The organism is Actinoplanes sp. NPDC049316 (assembly GCF_040677315.1).
GTDB lineage: Bacteria > Actinomycetota > Actinomycetes > Mycobacteriales > Micromonosporaceae > Actinoplanes.
The window spans coordinates 1-16,638 of the sequence record NZ_JBFAQM010000009.1; the positions used below are offsets into that span (position 1 = coordinate 1).

The 16,638-nt window shown below is 72.6% G+C and carries 11 protein-coding genes and 1 riboswitch; of the genes, 6 read left to right on the forward strand and 5 right to left on the reverse strand.

From position 1 onward, the window contains the following. Positions 1-161: 161 nt before the first annotated feature. A complete protein-coding gene (locus tag AB0K03_RS16000) occupies positions 162-929 on the reverse strand; it encodes a C40 family peptidase (RefSeq protein ID WP_364684894.1) in 768 nt (255 codons plus the stop codon). 39 nt (positions 930-968) lie between these two features. Then, positions 969-1,146, reverse strand: a riboswitch (cyclic di-AMP (ydaO/yuaA leader). Positions 1,147-1,608: 462 nt separating this feature from the next. Here AB0K03_RS16000 and AB0K03_RS16005 point away from each other — a divergent pair. From AB0K03_RS16005 to AB0K03_RS16015, 3 genes are read left to right on the forward strand one after another with little or no spacing between them, the layout of a single operon-like run. Beyond that, a complete protein-coding gene (locus tag AB0K03_RS16005) occupies positions 1,609-2,829 on the forward strand; it encodes a MurT ligase domain-containing protein (protein ID WP_364685455.1) in 1,221 nt (406 codons plus the stop codon). Beyond that, positions 2,819-3,532 (forward strand): glutamine amidotransferase, encoded by a 714-nt coding sequence (locus AB0K03_RS16010; RefSeq protein ID WP_364684896.1) that lies wholly within the window; start codon positions 2,819-2,821, stop codon positions 3,530-3,532. The genes AB0K03_RS16005 and AB0K03_RS16010 overlap by 11 nt, the downstream gene beginning before the upstream one ends. Before the next feature lie 44 nt (positions 3,533-3,576). After that, a complete protein-coding gene (locus AB0K03_RS16015; RefSeq protein ID WP_364684898.1) occupies positions 3,577-4,359 on the forward strand; it encodes a VTT domain-containing protein in 783 nt (260 codons plus the stop codon). Between the two features lie 313 nt (positions 4,360-4,672). On the opposite strand, the gene aroA is transcribed toward AB0K03_RS16015, so the two are convergent. After that, positions 4,673-5,938, reverse strand: a complete 1,266-nt coding sequence (gene aroA, locus AB0K03_RS16020; protein ID WP_364684900.1) for a 3-phosphoshikimate 1-carboxyvinyltransferase — start codon at positions 5,936-5,938, stop codon at positions 4,673-4,675. 70 nt (positions 5,939-6,008) lie between these two features. Next, positions 6,009-8,879 carry a leucine--tRNA ligase gene (gene leuS, locus AB0K03_RS16025; RefSeq protein WP_364684902.1) on the reverse strand — a complete coding sequence of 957 codons (2,871 nt, stop codon included), beginning with the start codon at positions 8,877-8,879 and terminating at the stop codon, positions 6,009-6,011. 494 nt (positions 8,880-9,373) lie between these two features. Between leuS and AB0K03_RS16030 the strand changes: the two genes are divergently transcribed. The 3 genes from AB0K03_RS16030 to AB0K03_RS16040 all read left to right on the forward strand — a co-directional run bounded on the left by AB0K03_RS16030 (position 9,374) and on the right by AB0K03_RS16040 (position 14,256). Beyond that, positions 9,374-10,423 carry a MoxR family ATPase gene (locus AB0K03_RS16030; RefSeq protein ID WP_364684904.1) on the forward strand — a complete coding sequence of 350 codons (1,050 nt, stop codon included), beginning with the start codon at positions 9,374-9,376 and terminating at the stop codon, positions 10,421-10,423. A gap of 1 nt (position 10,424) precedes the next feature. Further along, positions 10,425-11,717 (forward strand): DUF58 domain-containing protein, encoded by a 1,293-nt coding sequence (locus tag AB0K03_RS16035; RefSeq protein ID WP_364684906.1) that lies wholly within the window; start codon positions 10,425-10,427, stop codon positions 11,715-11,717. A gap of 73 nt (positions 11,718-11,790) precedes the next feature. Then, a complete protein-coding gene (locus AB0K03_RS16040) occupies positions 11,791-14,256 on the forward strand; it encodes a DUF3488 and transglutaminase-like domain-containing protein (protein ID WP_364684908.1) in 2,466 nt (821 codons plus the stop codon). Between the two features lie 607 nt (positions 14,257-14,863). Here the strand turns inward: AB0K03_RS16040 and AB0K03_RS16045 are convergent. Continuing rightward, positions 14,864-15,250 (reverse strand): DUF3040 domain-containing protein, encoded by a 387-nt coding sequence (locus tag AB0K03_RS16045; protein ID WP_364684910.1) that lies wholly within the window; start codon positions 15,248-15,250, stop codon positions 14,864-14,866. Between the two features lie 91 nt (positions 15,251-15,341). Beyond that, positions 15,342-16,637, reverse strand: coding sequence for a DNA polymerase IV (locus AB0K03_RS16050; protein WP_364684912.1), 1,296 nt, complete (start codon positions 16,635-16,637; stop codon positions 15,342-15,344). Position 16,638: the final 1 nt, after the last annotated feature.

Below are 16,638 nucleotides of genomic sequence, written 5' to 3' on the forward strand. Positions count from 1 at the left end.
ATCCCCTTATAAAACCCTGTTTCTTTTTTTTCGGGGGTGTTTTTTCCCTACCCGGCGGGGGCGCCGCGGGGGGGCGCCCCCCCGGGGGGGCCCCCCCCCCCCCGGGCCCCCCCCCCACTGAACTGTCGTACTACTTGCCTACTTCACTGCGCTCACGAGCGTCAGACGAGTCGCCGGACGACGTAGTTGCTGGCGTAGACCTTCTGCTTCTTCACCGAGGACCCGCTGTGCGGCGCGGCCCACATGTAGCCGCCACCCGCGTAGATGCCCACGTGGGTGCCGTACGAGCCGGACCGGAACACGAGCAGGTCGCCCGCCTTCTTCTTGCTCTTGCTGACGGCCGACCCGTACCGCTGCTGCGAGTTGGCCTTGTGCGGCAGCTTCTTGCCCGCCGCCTTGCGGTACACGTACATGGTGTAGCCGGAGCAGTCGAAGCGCTTGGGGCCCGACGCGCCGAAGCGGTACGGGGCGCCCTTGTGCCTCTTGGCCTCGGCGAGGATCTTCGCACCGCTGGCCTTGACGTTGATCTTGACGGCCTTGGTGGCGGCGGGGGTCAGACCCTTGGTACCGGTGTAGTACGTGCGGTACCAGGAGGAGGTCCCCGGCCTCGTGGTGAAGCTGACCGTCCCGGTCTTCGTCCGCTTCGTCTGCCAGGTCTTCCACTTGCCGTTGATCTTCGACTGCAGGCGGACCGACCCGTAGACGACCTTCTTGCCGTTCTTCGGGTCGATCAGCTTGGTGGTGACCTTGACGGACGAGCCCCAGGTGACCGTCCGCTTGCTGTACTTGACGGTCTGCTTGGGCTTGACGGACTTGACCGCTGCCGCCGTGGAGATCGGAGCGGCGGACGCTGCCGGCGTCGCGACCAGCTGGCCGGCGCAGAGGCAGAGACCCAGGGACAGTGCGACGGTTCCGGTGCCGACGGACATGCGGCGGCCCCGGCTCGAACTGCGTTCGTGCACGGTAGAGATATCCCTCCGGCACGCCTGCGAGGTTAGCTGTCGGGTTCGGGCGGGAAGGTGTGCCCGGCCGCTCAGGTGGCGGCTTCACCCCAAGGTCCTGCGGGTCTCGACGACTCGCAGCGGACCGGAAATGGGTCCCCCGTCCCTGCCCCCGTATGCCTTTGTGGTTGTTCGCGTGCTGTGTGGTCGTACCGCGCGGGCCGGGGCAGGGCTCGGCGTGGCCAGTGCGGTACGAGCGGCGAGCGGGCGCTCACCGGCCCACCCTGCCTACCCGATTTTCCGGCCGACCGTCAGCCCCACCTCGGTCACTCTGCGTGTTTGGCACGATCAGCCGTGTCCGTTTTGTGATCGCCCGGTGACAAATGCCGACACGGAAAGCGGTCAGACGATCACGAACCGTCGAAGGTTACGGGTGAATCAGAACACACAAAAAGCCGCGGGTGGACAGATCATGGACGGCCGGAAGGTCGGGCGAATGCCTCCCCAAACGTTCCCACCGGCGCAAACTCGGCACCGGACGACCGACCGGCCTCCTCCGATCGGCGGAACCGGCTCCCCCTCCGTCCGCCGTTGTCCACAGGCCCCCCGGCGCCACTCGACGTAGTGTCCGTTTCCGGTACCCTCGTGTCCCGTGACGGACGGGAAGATGCCCCTGCGGGCCAAGGTCGCGAGTTCCGTGTCGCGCACGGCCGCCGCGCTCTCACGCGCGGCCGGTCGCGGCGACGGTTCCGTGATCGGCGGCTGGATCGGCCTGAAGATCGATCCTGACCTGCTGCGCAACCTCGCCTCCGGGCGGGCGATCGCGCTCGTCTCAGGCACCAACGGCAAGACCACGACGACCCGGTTCGCCGCCGCGGCGCTCGGGGTGCTCGGGCCGGTCGCGACCAACTCGTTCGGCGCCAACATGCCCACCGGGCACACCTCCGCGCTGGCGAAGGCGGGCGCCACCCCGTTCGCCGTCCTCGAGGTCGACGAGCACTACCTCGCCCGCGTGATCGACGAGACCACCCCGCGCGTCGTCGCCCTGCTCAACCTCTCCCGCGACCAGCTCGACCGGGCCAAGGAGGTGGCGATGATGGCGCAGCTCTGGCGCACCGCGCTCGCCGCCCACCCCGACGTGCACGTCGTGGCCAACGCCGACGACCCGATGGTGGTCTGGTCCGCCGTCGGCGCCGCCCACGTCACCTGGTTCAGCGCCGGCCAGCGGTGGACGGACGACTCGTGGGTCTGCCCCGAGTGCGGCGCACCCATCAACCGGGCCCAGGGCGACTGGTGGTGCACCGGCTGCACCCTGCGCCGCCCGCAGGCCCAGTGGACCGTCGAGGACGAGGGCGTCGTCGACCCCAAGGGCGACTGGCACCTGGTCAAGCTGCAACTGCCCGGGCAGGTCAACCTGGGCAACGCGGTCACCGCTCTGGCCGTCGCCGCGGAATTCGGCGTACGCCCCATAGAGGCCGTGCCCCGCCTGGCGAGCGTGGCGTCCGTGGCCGGCCGCTACGCGCAGGTCGAGCGGGACGGGCGCACCATCCGGCTGCTGCTGGCGAAGAACCCGGCGAGCTGGCTCGAGGCGTTCGACATGGCCGAGGACGCCCCGACGCTGCTGTCGATCAACGCGCGGGACCCCGACGGATTCGACACCTCGTGGCTCTACGACGTCGACTTCTCGCCGTTGCGCGGGCGCCCCGTGCTGATCACCGGCGACCGCGCCTTCGACCTCGCCGTACGCCTCGAGGTGAACGAAGTGCCGTTCCGGCACGTGCATACCTTCGACGAGGCGATCCAGGCCACCCCGCCCGGACGCCTCGAGGTGATCGCCAACTACACGGCGTTCCAGGACATCCGAGCGGAGTTGGACCGTGTCAACTGACAGCACGCTCAGGATCGTGTGGATCTACCCGGACCTGCTGTCGACGTACGGCGACCGGGGGAACATGCTGATCCTGGCCCGCCGCGCCGCGCTGCGCGGCATCCCGGTGGAGACCTACCAGGTCCGCTCCGACCAGGCCATGCCCTCGACCGCCGACATCTACCTCATCGGCGGCGGCGAGGACGGCCCGCAGGCCCTCGCCGCGCAGCGCCTCATCGCCGACGGCGGCCTGCACCGGGCGGTCGCCCAGGGCGCGGCCGTGCTCGCGGTCTGCGCCGGTTACCAGCTCTTCGGTCGCTCGTTCTACGCCAAGGGCGCCCAGTGCGCCGGGCTCGACCTGCTCGACATCTCCTCGGACCGCGGCGAGACCCGCGCGGTCGGCGAGGTGCGCGGCGACATCGACCCCCGGCTGGGCCTCCCGCCGCTGACCGGCTTCGAGAACCACGGCGGCCGCACCCACCTCGGCCCGGACGTCGCGCCGCTGGCCCGGGTCACCGCCGGCATCGGCAACGACGGCCACACCGAGGGCGCGTGGCACGGGAAGATCCTCGGCACGTACGCACACGGGCCCGCTCTCGCCCGCAACCCAGATATAGCCGATCTGCTCCTGCGCTGGGCCATCGGCGCGGATAGCCTTGCACCTCTCGACGACACCTGGGCCGACCGGCTCCGAGGCGAGCGGCTCGCCGCAGCAAGCGCCTGACCTGCACTTTCCTGGACCGACGAGACAAGGGGCGGTAAGCCTGCATGACTGACACCCTGATCGCCCCGCGGGGCGCGCACATCTCCCCCGCGGACCCTCAGGCCAGCCAGCAGACCCCGGACACCCCGGTGGGCGCCGAGCACGAGCCGGCCCCGATGGGTTGGCGCCGCCGGGCCCTGCGCTTCGGCGTCCTCGCCGCCGTCGTCGCGGTCCTGGGCGGCGCCGCGGCGCTGCTGCCCCTGCAGTCGATCGCCGACTCCGTCGTCGCGCTGGGCCCCGCCGCCGCCGTCGCGATCGCGGTGGTGGGCGGCCTCCTCCTGTCGGTCCTGGTGCCCCGTACGGCGATCACCCTGGCCTGCGGCGCGCTCCTCGGCCCGGCCACCGGCGCGGCGACCGCGCTCGCCGCCGCCGTGATCGCGGCCATCGCCACCTACTACGCGGGCCGCTGGGCGGGCCGCGGCGCGCTCGGCGCCAAGAACGGCAGCCGGCTCAAGCGCCTCGACGGCTGGCTCAACCGCCGCGGCCTGGCGGCGGTCCTGCTGGTCCGTTTCCTCCCGCTCGCCCCCTACGGCCTCATCGGGTACGCGTACGGCACGACGTCGGTCTGCCGCAAGCGCTACCTCCTCGGCACCACCATCGCCGCGATCCCGTCGGCGGTCTCGTACGCCGTCATCGGCGCCGCGGTCGCCTCCCCCGGCTCACTCAACCCGGTCACGCTGGCGCCGGCCGCGATCGGCTTCGGCCTCACCACGACGATCGTCCTCCGCTGGCGCCTCGCCGCCCGCCGCGCCGCCGCCGCTGCCCCGATCACGCCCGCGACCGCCTGACACGAACCATCACCTTCGGGCCGGACCACCGCCGCGGCCACTCCATCCGACCCGCCGCCGGCCGACCCGCCGCCGGCCGACCCGCGGCCGGACGGTCCGCGGCAGCCAGCCCGCCGCCGACCAATCCGCGGCTGGACGGTCCGCGCCACCCGGCCCGCGCCGGCCAGTCCGTCGCCGGCCAGCCGGTCCCAGCCGGTCCGCCGCTGGCCCATCCGGTCGACCCGCATCCGGCCGCCGGGCACTCGGCCGGCCAGCGCGCCACCCCCGGGCCGACCAGCGCAAGCCCCACGGCCGGGCTGCGGGCCCGCCCGGCTCAGGCGAGTGCCGCCAGGTCTGTGAAGTAGTCCGGGTAGGTCTTGGCGACGCAGCCCGGGTCCTCGATCTCCATGCCCGGCGTCCGCAGGCCCAGCAGCGCCATGCTCATCGCCATCCGGTGGTCCTCGTACGTGGCGAAGCGGGTCGGCCGCGGCCGCCCCGGGTGGATCGTGAAGCCGTCCTCGTCCTCGGTCGCGTCGATGCCGGCCCGGCGCAGCTCGGTCACCACGGCGGCGAGGCGGTCGGTCTCCTTCTTCCTGATGAAGCCGATGCCGCGGACACGCGTCGGGGTGTCGGCGTACACGGCGACCGCCGCGAGCGTCTGGGCCGTGTCCGAGATGTCGGCCATGTCGACGTCCACGCCGTGCAGCCGGCCGGCCGCGCTCACCGTCACCGAGTCCGCCGTGCGGGACACCGTGGCACCCATCTGTTCGAGGACGTCCGCGAACCGGACGTCGCCCTGCAGGCTGCCGGTGCCCAGCCCGGAGACCGTCACACGGCCGCCCGCGACCGCGGCCGCGCCGAGGAAGTAGGAGGCGGCGCTGGCGTCCGGTTCGACCGCGTAGCGGGTCGGCCGGTAGCCGCCCGGGGGCACCACCAGGCCGTCGACGGTCACCCCGAACGCCGCCATCACGGCCTTGGTCATCTCCACGTACGGCACCGAGACCAACGGCGAGGTCACCGACACGGACAGGCCCCGGGTCATCAGCGGGCCCGCCATGAGCAGCCCGGACAGGAACTGGCTGGAGATGTGCCCGCTGACCTCGACCGGTCCGCCGCGCAGCGGGCCGCGTACGGCCGCGGGCAGGTAGCCGGGCCGGTCGAGCTCCTCGACCACCGCGCCGGCGTCCCGCAGCGCCGCGAGGACGGGCCCGAACGGCCGGGCACGCAGCTGGGCGGAGCCGTCCACGACCGTACGGCCGGAGAGCAGCGCCGCCGCGGGCAGGATGAACCGGGACGTCGTGCCGGACTGCCGCGCGTCGATCATCCCGGCCGTCGCGGCGGTACGCGCGTCGATGCCCGTGACGGTGACCGTACGCGTGGCCTCGTCCTTGTCGACCCGCGCGCCGAGCGCGGCGACCGCGTCCATCATCGCCCGGGTGTCGTCGGCGAAGAGCACACCGGACAGCTCGGACGTGCCGGGCGTCAGCGCGGCGCAGATCAGCGCGCGGTTGGTGATGCTCTTGGAGCCCGGCGGGCGGACCGTGGCGTCCAGGGGTGCGGTCAGCGGGGCGACGGGCAGCACATCCGGGAGATCAGGCACGACGCCATTCTGACGGCGCGAGGCCCGCCGCGATCACTCGCGGCGGGCCTCGTTCCACCAGGTGGATCGCTCAGACGACGACGCTGACCAGCCGGCCCGGCACCACGATGACCTTGCGCGGTTCCCGGCCCGCGAGCGCGTCGGCCACCGACGCCAGCGCGGCCGACCGGACGGCGTCCTCGGCGGTGTCCGGCGCGACCTCGACGCGGCCGCGGACCTTGCCGTTGATCTGCACCGGGTACGTGACGGACTCGGCGACCAGCTGGACCGGGTCGGCGACCGGGAAGTCGGCGTACGCCAGGCTGTCGTCGTGGCCCAGCTTGCGCCACAGCTCCTCGGCCAGGTGCGGGGCGAACGGCGACATCATCAGCACCAGCGGCTCGATCGCCTCGCGCGACGTCGTCTGCAGCGGCGTCAGCGTGTTCGTCAGCTGGATCAGCTTGGCGATGGCCGTGTTGAAGCGCAGCTCGTCCATGTCCTCGCGGACGCCCGCGATGGTCTGGTGCAGCGCCCGGCGGGTCTTCGGGTCCAGCGGGGTGTCGGTGACCCGGATCGCGCCGGTCTCCTCGTCCACGATCAGGCGCCAGACGCGCTGCAGGAAGCGCTGCGAGCCGACCACCGCGCGGGTCTCCCACGGGCGGGAGACGTCCAGCGGGCCCATCGCCATCTCGTACACCCGGAACGTGTCGGCGCCGTACTGCTCGCTCATCTCGTCCGGCGTGACGACGTTCTTCAGCGACTTGCCCATCTTGCCGTACTCGCGGGCCACCTCCTGGTCGCCGTAGTAGTACTTGCCGTCGCGCTCGACGACCTCCTCGGCGGGCACGACGACGCCGCGCGCGTCGCGGTACGCGTACGCCTGGATGTAGCCCTGGTTGAACAGCGTGCGGAACGGCTCGAAGGACGAGACGTAACCCAGGTCGAACAGGACCTTGTGCCAGAAGCGCGCGTACAGCAGGTGCAGGACCGCGTGCTCGACGCCGCCGACGTACAGGTCGACGCCGCCCGGGTCGCCCGGCCGCTGCGGGCCCATCCAGTACGCCTCGTTCTCCGGGTCGACCAGCGCCTTGTCGTTGTGCGGGTCCAGGTAGCGCAGCTCGTACCAGCAGGAGCCGGCCCACTGCGGCATGGTGTTGGTCTCGCGGGTGTAGGTCTTCAGCCCGTCGCCCAGGTCCAGTTCGACGTTGACCCAGTCCTTCTTGCGCGACAGCGGCGTCTCCGGCTCGCTGTCGGCGTCGTCCGGGTCGAACGTCCGCGGGGAGAAGTCGTCGACCTCGGGCAGCTCCACCGGCAGCATCGACTCCGGCAGGGCGACCGGCAGGCCCGTCTCGTCGTACACGATCGGGAAGGGCTCGCCCCAGTAGCGCTGGCGGCTGAACAGCCAGTCGCGCAGCCGGAAGGTGGTCGCGCCGCGACCGTGTCCCTTCTCCTCCAGCCACGCGATCATCGCGGCCTTCGCCTCGGCGACGCCCTTGCCGTTCAGCCAGTCGCTGTTGATCGCCGGTCCCTCGCCGGTGAAGGCGCCGTCGAAACCTTCCGGTGCTGTGCCGCTTCCGACGCCTGGTCCTTCGGACGGCGCGGAGAACCCGGGCGGCTGAACAGTACGGATGATGGGCAGGTCGAAGACCTCGGCGAAGGCCCAGTCGCGCTCGTCCTGGCCGGGCACCGCCATGATCGCGCCCGTGCCGTAGCCGGCCAGCACGTAGTCGGCGATGAACACCGGGATGCGCGCGCCGTTGACCGGGTTCGTCGCATACGCGCCGGTGAACACGCCGGTCTTGACCTTCGCGTCGGCGGTGCGCTCCTCCTCGGTCTTGGCGGCGGCCTGCGCCCGGTACGCGGCGACGGCCGCCTCCGGGGTGGCGTGCCCGCCGGTCCACGCGTCCTTGGTGCCCTCGGGCCACGCGGCCGGCACGATCGAGTCGACCAGCGTGTGCTCGGGCGCCAGCACCATGTACGTGGCGCCGAACAGCGTGTCGGGGCGCGTGGTGAAGACGGAGATGACGTCGTCGCCGTCCAGTGGGAAGTCGACGTGCGCGCCCCGCGAGCGGCCGATCCAGTTGCGCTGCATCAGCTTGACCGGCTCCGGCCAGTCCAGCGCGTCCAGGTCGTCGACCAGGCGGTCGCCGTACGCGGTGATCCGCATCATCCACTGCTTCAGTGAACGCTGGAAGACCGGGTAGTTGCCCCGCTCGCTGCGCCCGTCGGGGGTGACCTCCTCGTTGGCCAGCACGGTGCCCAGCCCCGGGCACCAGTTGACCGGCGCCTCGCTGACGTACGCCAGCCGGAAGCCGTCGATCACCTTGCGCCGCTCGACGGCCGACAGCTGCGACCAGGCGCGGCCGTCGGGGACCTCACGGGTGCCGGCCTCGAACTCGCCGATCAGGTCGTCGATCGGGCGCGCCTTGCCCAGGTCCGGGTCGAACCACGAGTTGAAGACCTGCAGGAAGATCCACTGGGTCCAGCGGTAGTAGTCCGGGTCCGTGGTGGCGAAGCTGCGGCGGTTGTCGTACGCCAGCCCCAGCCGGCGCAGCTGCCCGCGGTAGCGCTCGATGTTCGCCTCGGTCGTCGTGCGCGGGTGCGTGCCGGTCTGCACCGCGTACTGCTCGGCGGGCAGGCCGAAGGCGTCGAAGCCCATCGGGTGCAGCACGTTGTAGCCCGCCATGCGCTTGTAGCGGGTGTACGAGTCGGTGCCGATGTAGCCCAGCGGGTGGCCGACGTGCAGGCCCGCGCCCGACGGGTACGGGAACATGTCCTGCACGTGCAGCTTGGGCGCGCCCGCGCGCGGGTGCGAGGGGTCGGCCAGCTCGCCGGTCGGGTTCGGCGCGTGGAAGGTGCCGTTGTCGGCCCAGTACGCCTGCCAGCGGGGCTCGATCTCCGCGGCCATCGCCGCCGTGTATCGGTACGGCGGGATGTCCGCGCTGGTCTCGGACTCGCTCATCGTCACCATCTCGTTCTCGTCGTCGTGGCCGGGCCTAGGGCACAAAAAAGCCCCCTTCGACAGGAGGGGGCGCCGCGCTTCTCGTCGTCCTCGTGGACGACGGCGCGGCTAGATAAGAAGCAGGAAGGCACGGGCCATACGGGCATGTTACTCGCCCCGCTCTCGCCGCGGCGACCGGTATCACCCCTCCTGTAGTGAACTCTTTTCAACCTGGCGTCGAGCCCGAGAGCGCCGGGCCGCCGACCGGCGGCGGCCCGGCGCGGCCTCGCCACGTTGAAAAGAGTTCATTCGTAACGCATCCGATATGCGTGCTTGGTTGACCACGTGTCGTAGTAGTGGTTCGCGCCCCACTCGGCGACTTGCTGTGACCGGGCTAACCTGTCAGGAACGGGCGGCGGCGCCGGAGGCCCACGGACACCCCGGCCGCCCGCGAACCTTCGGTTCCCTTTCGGCGTCAGCGCAGGGAAAGGGGCAGAACGACATGGAGGAGGCCCGTGACAACCCCCACCTGGGACGAGCCCGGCGGCCCGCTGCAGGCTGACGAGTTCCGCGCCGCGAGCGAGGCGATCATCGCCAACATCGAGCAGGTCATCGAGGGCAAGAGCGCGACGGTGCGGCTCGCGCTCGCCGTGATGCTGGCCGAGGGCCACCTGCTGATCGAGGACGTGCCCGGCGTCGGCAAGACCAAACTCGCCAAGGCCCTGGCCCGCTCGATCGACTGCTCGGTCCGCCGGATCCAGTTCACCCCGGACCTGCTGCCCAGCGACGTGACCGGGGTCAGCGTCTACAACCAGGAGACGCGCGACTTCGAGTTCAAGCCGGGCGCCGTCTTCGCCAACCTGGTGGTCGGCGACGAGATCAACCGGGCCTCGCCGAAGACCCAGTCCGCGCTGCTCGAGTGCATGGAGGAGCGGCAGGTCACGGTCGACGGCACCACGTACGAGCTGCAGGCGCCGTTCATGGTCATCGCCACCCAGAACCCCATCGAGATGGAGGGCACGTACCCGCTGCCCGAGGCGCAGCGCGACCGTTTCACCGCGCGCATCGCGATGGGCTACCCGGACCCGCGCGCGGAGCTGGCGATGCTCGGCGGGCACGGCGCCCACGACCCGCTGAACGACCTGCGCGCCGTGGCCGACGCCGCGCTCGTGCGCCGGCTGATCGCCACGGTCCGTGACGTGCACGCCGCCGACGCGGTCCAGCAGTACGCGATCGCGCTGGTCACCGCCACCCGCGAGGCGCCCGAGATCCGGCTGGGGGCCTCCCCGCGGTCGACGCTGCAGCTGCTGCGTACGGCCAAAGCCGTCGCCGCGCTCGAGGGACGCGACTACGTGCTCCCCGACGACCTGCAGGCACTGGCCGTCCCGGTGCTCGCGCACCGCATCATCCCCACGGCCGACGCGCAGCTCAACCGGCGCACCACGGACGCGATCGTGGCCGAGATCGTGCACCGGCTGCCCCTGCCGCACGACCGGAGCCGCTCCCCGTACGACACCCGCGCCACGGGCGACGGCCGGGCACAGTACGAGTCGCGGGGGCTCTGACATGCGGGAGGCCATGCGGGGCATGACGACCCGGGGCCGCTCCTTCCTCGCGGCGGCCGCCGCCGCCGCGATCTCCGCCGTGATCCTCGGCGAACGCGACCTGCTGCGCGTGGCGATCCTGCTGGCGGCGCTCCCCCTGCTCGCCGCCGCGTACGTGGGACGCAGCCGCTACAAGCTGGCCTGCACGCGCTCGCTGGAGCCGGGCCGGGCCCCGGTCGGCTCGAGCGCGCGCGTCATCCTGCGGCTGCAGAACATGTCGCGGCTGCCCACGGGCACGCTGCTGCTGGAGGACCGGCTTCCGTACGCGCTGGGCAGCCGTCCGCGCGTCGTGCTGGAGCGGCTGGGCGCGCACACGGCCAGCTCGGTGGCGTACACGGTCCGCGCCGACGTCCGCGGCCGCTACCCGGTCGGTCCCCTGGTGATCCGGCTGACCGACCCGTTCGGCCTGTGCGAGCTGACCCGCTCGTTCCCCAGCGTCGACCGGCTCACCGTCATCCCGCAGGTCGTGCCGCTGCCCTCCGTACGCCTGGCCGGCGAGTACGCGGGCACCGGCGACAGCCGCGCCCGCTCGGTGGCGGTCCACGGCGAGGACGACGCGGCCACCCGCGAGTACCGCCGCGGCGACGACCTGCGCCGGGTGCACTGGCGCTCGACGGCCCGCACCGGCGAGCTCATGGTGCGCCGCGAAGAGCAGCCCTGGGAGTCGCGAGCCACGGTCGTGCTGGACACCCGGCAGCACGCCCACCGCGGTGAGGGGCCGACGTCCAGCTTCGAATGGGCGGTGTCGGCGACCGCCAGCATCGCGGTCCACCTCCGGCAGGCGGGCTACAAGCTGCGCCTGGTCACGGGTACGGGCATCGACCTCGACGCGACCGAGGCGGGCGGCGAGGGCGCCATCCTCGACACCCTCGCCGACGTCAAGCTGAGCCAGACCGGCGACATCTCGGTGCTGGTCGACGCGGTCCGGCGCCGCTCCGACGGCGGCCTGGTGATCGGCCTCTTCGGCGCGCTGAGCGTCGCCGAGGCCGAGGTCCTCAGCGGGCTGCGGGGCAACGGGGCGACCTGCATCGGCTTCGCGATCGACAGCTCCACCTGGGTGAACATGACCGCCCCCGACCGGCAGGAGACCGACCGGCAGCACGCCGCGACGTCGCTCGCGCTGGTCCGCAGCGGCTGGCGCTCGGTGCCGGTGACACACGGCGACTCCCTGGCGACGCTCTGGCCGGCGGCGGGCCGCGGTTCGCAGGGCTTCGCCTACCGCGCGGCGATGGCCGAGACAGTGGCGGGCATGTGAGAACGGGCAGACCTGTGCGCACGAACGGGCACCTGACGACGACGAGCGGGCATGGGAAGACGGGAGTAGTGCTGTGACCGGGCGACGACGACTCGGGTTGGTGGCGGCCGCGGCGACCCTGCTGGCCGCCGCACCGCTCTCCGCCATCTTCGACACCTGGACCTGGCTGCTGCAGTGCATCCTCGCGGTCGGCCTGATCGCCGGCGCGGCCGTGCTGGCCCGCACCCTGCGGTTCCCGACGTGGGCCCAGGTGGCCGGCATGATCCTGGTGCTGCTGCTGACGCTGACCTGGATGTTCCCCAGCGGCGAGGAGCTGCTGGCGCTGATCCCCACGCCGTCGACCTTCAACCACTTCGGCGAGCTGTTCACCGAGGCCGGCAACGACACCCGCTCGTACGGCGTACCCGTCCCCGACCGCGACGGCCTGCTGTTCCTCGCCGCGCTGGGCATCGGCTCGGTCGCCGTCGCGGTCGACGTGCTCACGGTGATCGCCCGCCGGCCGGCCCTCGCCGGACTGCCCATGCTGGCCATCTACTCGGTGCCCGTCGCCGTGTACGTCGACAGCGTTCCCGTGGTGCCGTTCATCATCGGCGCGGTCGGGTTCCTCTGGCTGCTCGTCGCCGACAACGTCGACCGGGTCCGCCGCTTCGGCCGCCGCTTCACCGGCGACGGCCGCGACGTGGACGTCTGGGAACCCTCCCCGCTCGCCGCCGCGGGCCGCCGGCTCGCCATGATCGGCGTCGCCGCGGCCGTACTGCTCCCGCTGGTCGTGCCCGGCCTCAACACCGGGCTGCTCAACCGGCTCACCCAGGTGGGCACGGGCGTGGGCGGCAACGGTACGGGCACCGGCGGCAACGGGCGCATCAACCTCTTCGCGTCGCTGACCGGCCAGCTCAACCAGAGCAAGACCACCGACTACGTCCGGGTGCGCACGAACGAGCGGGACCCGTTCTACCTGCGGTTCGGCGTCGCGGACGTGCTCAGCTCGGACGGCTTCAGCAACCGCACCCCGACCGGCCGGCCGCTGTCGCGGGGCATCGACGACCCGCGGCGTGACGACCGCATCGACGGCGGCAACTACCAGCAGTACCACGCCGAGGTGGAGGTCACCGACGACTTCGGCCAGACCCTCGCGCCGGTGTACTCGTCCCCGGTCGACGTCGACGGCCTCGACGGCGCCTGGTCGTACGACCCGAACTCGCAGGTGGTGTTCTCCAACCGCACCACCACGAAGGGCCAGAAGTACTCCTTCGACTACATCCGCGCCAAGTACACCCCCGGCGAGCTGCGCCGCTCCGAGCCGCTCGCCGACGACGACCCGATCCGTACGCAGTACACCTCCGTCCCCGACGACCCCAAGGTCGAGGCGCTGGTGGCGACGCTGACCAAGGGCGAGGACACCCCGTACGACAAGATCCTGGCGCTGTACCGCTACTTCTCCCGGGAGAACGGGTTCTCGTACAGCCTGCAGGCGGCCGACCCCACCGGCGGCGCCTCGGCGATCTCCGCCTTCCTGCAGAACAAGACCGGCTACTGCCAGCAGTACGCGGCGGCGCTCGCCTGGATGGTCCGCGAGGCCGGCGTCCCCGCCCGGGTGGCGTTCGGCTTCACCCGCGGCAGCACCCGCGACGGCGACACGTACGTCCTCACCAACCGCAACGCGCACGCCTGGACCGAGGTCTACCTCGACGGCTTCGGCTGGATTCCGTTCGACGCCACCCCGGCGGCGGCGGTCGTCGGCTCCAGCCGATCCGAATGGGCCCCGGACAACGACCGCGTCGAGACCCCGACCGCGACGTCGAGCTCCTCGACGGCGCCGGGCGCGAACACCTCGGCGGGTCCCGACTCCAACGACCGCCCGGACCGTGACCTCGGCGCCGGCGCCCTCGACAACGCGGGCGCCCCGCCCTCGTCGGGCGGCTCCACCACCGGCCTGATCATGGCGGGAAGCGCGGCCCTGATCATCGCGCTGCTCCTGGTCCCGGCCCTGCGCCGCATCCTGGTACGCCGGCGCCGCCACGCGGCCACCACCCCGGTCACCGTCGCGGCCTCCGCCGGACCGGCGCCACCGGGCACCCGCGACGTGACGGTGACGACCGAGTCGGCCCGCGCCCGCCAGGACGCCCACGCCGCCTGGGACGAACTCGTCGACACGATGGTCGACTACCGCGTGACGGTGGACCCGACCGAAACCCCGAGGCACACGGCCCGCCGCCTCATCCGGGAGGCGGAACTGGAAGGCGCCCCCGCCGACGCGGCGACCCTGCTCGGCCAGGCTGAGGAACGCGCCCGGTACGCCCCCACCCCGCTGCAGGGCGAAGGCCTCACCTCGGCCCTCACCCGGGTCCGCCACGGCCTGGCCCAGACGGCCCCCCGCCGTACGCGCCTCGCCGCGGTCCTCCTTCCGCCGTCGGTGATGCTCCGCTGGCGGATGAGCCTGGCCGACGCGTCGGCCCGCTGGATGGGCACGCTCAGCCGGGGCCGCGACGGCCTGGTCCGCTTCAGCCCCCGCCGGCTCCTGGCCAACCGGGGCCGCTGACCCTCACCCGGACCGATGCCGGCCCACGCTGATCGTGGGCGGCATCGGCATATCCGGGATCCCCCGGCCGTCACGCCCTGGCCGACGGCGGGGTGAAACCGGCAGGGTGGCCCCGGCGGGGTGAAATAGGCGCGACCCGGCGGGTGGAAACCGGCAGGGTGGCCCGGCACGGTGGGCCCGACGGGCGGGCGGTTTGCGTGAAGCGGGCGATGCGGCACGAAGAGCAACTCGGGCCGCACGAAAGCAACCGGCACGGAGGGTGGCCGGGCACGAACCGCGGGCCGGTGCGGTCCGTCGCGGTAGGCGCGTCCGTGCGACCCGTCGCGGAAGGCGGGCCCGGCACGCAGGGGGGCCGGGCGCGGAGAGCGGGCGCAGCGCGGCGCGGGCTTGCGGTGAAGGGCGGGCCCGGCACAAGGGGCGGGCCCGGCACAAGGGGCGGGCCCGGCACGAAGTCGCCCCGGTGAAGCAGCAGCGCGGCCCGGAAACGGCGCGGCGCGAAGGGCGGCCCGGCATGAAGTCGGTCCGACGAAAAACAGCGCGGCCGGCGTGGTCCGGACATACGGCGATGGCGGCCGGTTGGCCGCCATCTTGTCGCCGGTCGTCGTGGTTAGCGGTGGCCTTCGGGGCGCTGACGCCAGCGATCCTCGAGCCGGTCGATGAGGCCGGCTTTGCGGGTCTGCCGGGTGCGGCGGGTGGCGGTGCCGCCGACGGCGTGCAGGTCGGGTGCCTGCCCCTTCCGGCGGCTCTGCATCGCGAACGCGGCCGCTGCCAGCATGACCACGAAGCCCGCCACGCCGAGCGGCGTGTTGCGGCTCACCGTGCCGTAGACAACCAGTGCGAGACCCAGGACGATCACGAACGCCGCGACGACCAGCCGGCGCCGGGCGTGGAAACGTGGGTCACTGTTCCGCACAGCCGAGGCGAACTTGGGGTCCTCGGCAAGCGACCGCTCGATCTGATCGAACAGCCGCTGCTCGTGCTCCGAGAGCGGCACGGCATTCCTCCCCGGGCGCATGTCCGGCCACCCGGCGGTGGTGCGGGCGGCCGATGGTGCGAGACAGCCGACCGGCTGCCTTACCGCAAGTCTACGAGGGGGTTGGCGGGTCGGAAAGCGGGACGACCGTCGAGTGCGGGTGATTTTCGGTCCGGCGCAGATCAGTTCGTCCCAAAAGACTGGCCGGTCCGACGATGGCCCGGCCGAAGCGGGCCGCCACGGCGTCCGCGGCGGCCTCCGCCTCACGCCAGCCGCGTTCCGGTTCACCCAGGGTGAGCTGCCGGGATGCGGTCACCGCCGGGGTCAGGCCCTCGACGCGTACGCCGATGAGCCGGATCGGCTCGACGGGGCCCAGGGCTCGGAACAGCGCCCAGGAGGTCTCGAACACCTCGCGTGCCACATCGGTGGTCGTGGGCGTCGTGCGGGAGCGGCTGACCGTCCGGAAGTCGGCGAAACGGACCTTGATGGAGACCGTCCGGCCGACCGTGCCCGCGGCGCGCAGCCGGGCGCCGACCTTGTCCGAGAGGGCGAGCAGGCTGCGGCGGATCACCGTGGGGTCGGTGACGTCGGTGTCGTACGTCAGCTCGGCGCCGATCGACTTCTCCTCGTGCTCCGGGGTGACCCGGCGTGGGTCACGTCCCCAGGCCAGCTCGTGCAGGTGACCGGCGGAGGCCTCACCCAGCGCGGCGCGCAGCATGCCGACCGGGGCCCGGGCCAGGTCGCCCACCGTGGTGAGGCCCAGCCGGCGCAGGTGCTCGGCCGCCTTCTCCCCCACGCCCCAGAGCGCGTCGACGGGCAGGGGGTGCAGGAAGTCGAGGGTCAGGCCGGCCGGGACGACGATCATTCCGTCGGGTTTCGCGCGGGTGGAGCCGAGCTTCGCCAGGAACTTGCTCGGGGCGACCCCGACCGAGCAGGTGATCCGCTGCTCCTCGACGACCCGGCGGCGGATCGACGCGGCGATCGCGGCCGGGCGGCCGAGCAGCCGCTGGGCGCCGGCCACGTCGAGGAACGCCTCGTCCAGCGACAGCGGCTCCACCAGCGGGGTCACGTCGCGGAAGATCTGCATGACGGCCCGGGAGGCGGCCGAATACTCGGTGAAGTCGGGTGGCAGGAACACGGCGTGGGGGCAGAGCGCGCGGGCCCGCGCGGACGGCATCGCGCTGCGGACGCCGTACCGCCGGGCCTCGTAGCTGGCGGAGCTCACGACGCCGCGCGGGCCGACCCCGCCGACCACGACGGCCTTTCCCCGCAGCTCCGGACGGCGGCGGATCTCGACGGAGGCGAAGAACGCGTCCATGTCGACGTGCAGGATCGGGCATCCCGCGTCGTCGGCGCCCGGCCCGAACCGCGGGTCCCGTCCCCGGCCGATCGCCTGGCTGCGTCCCACC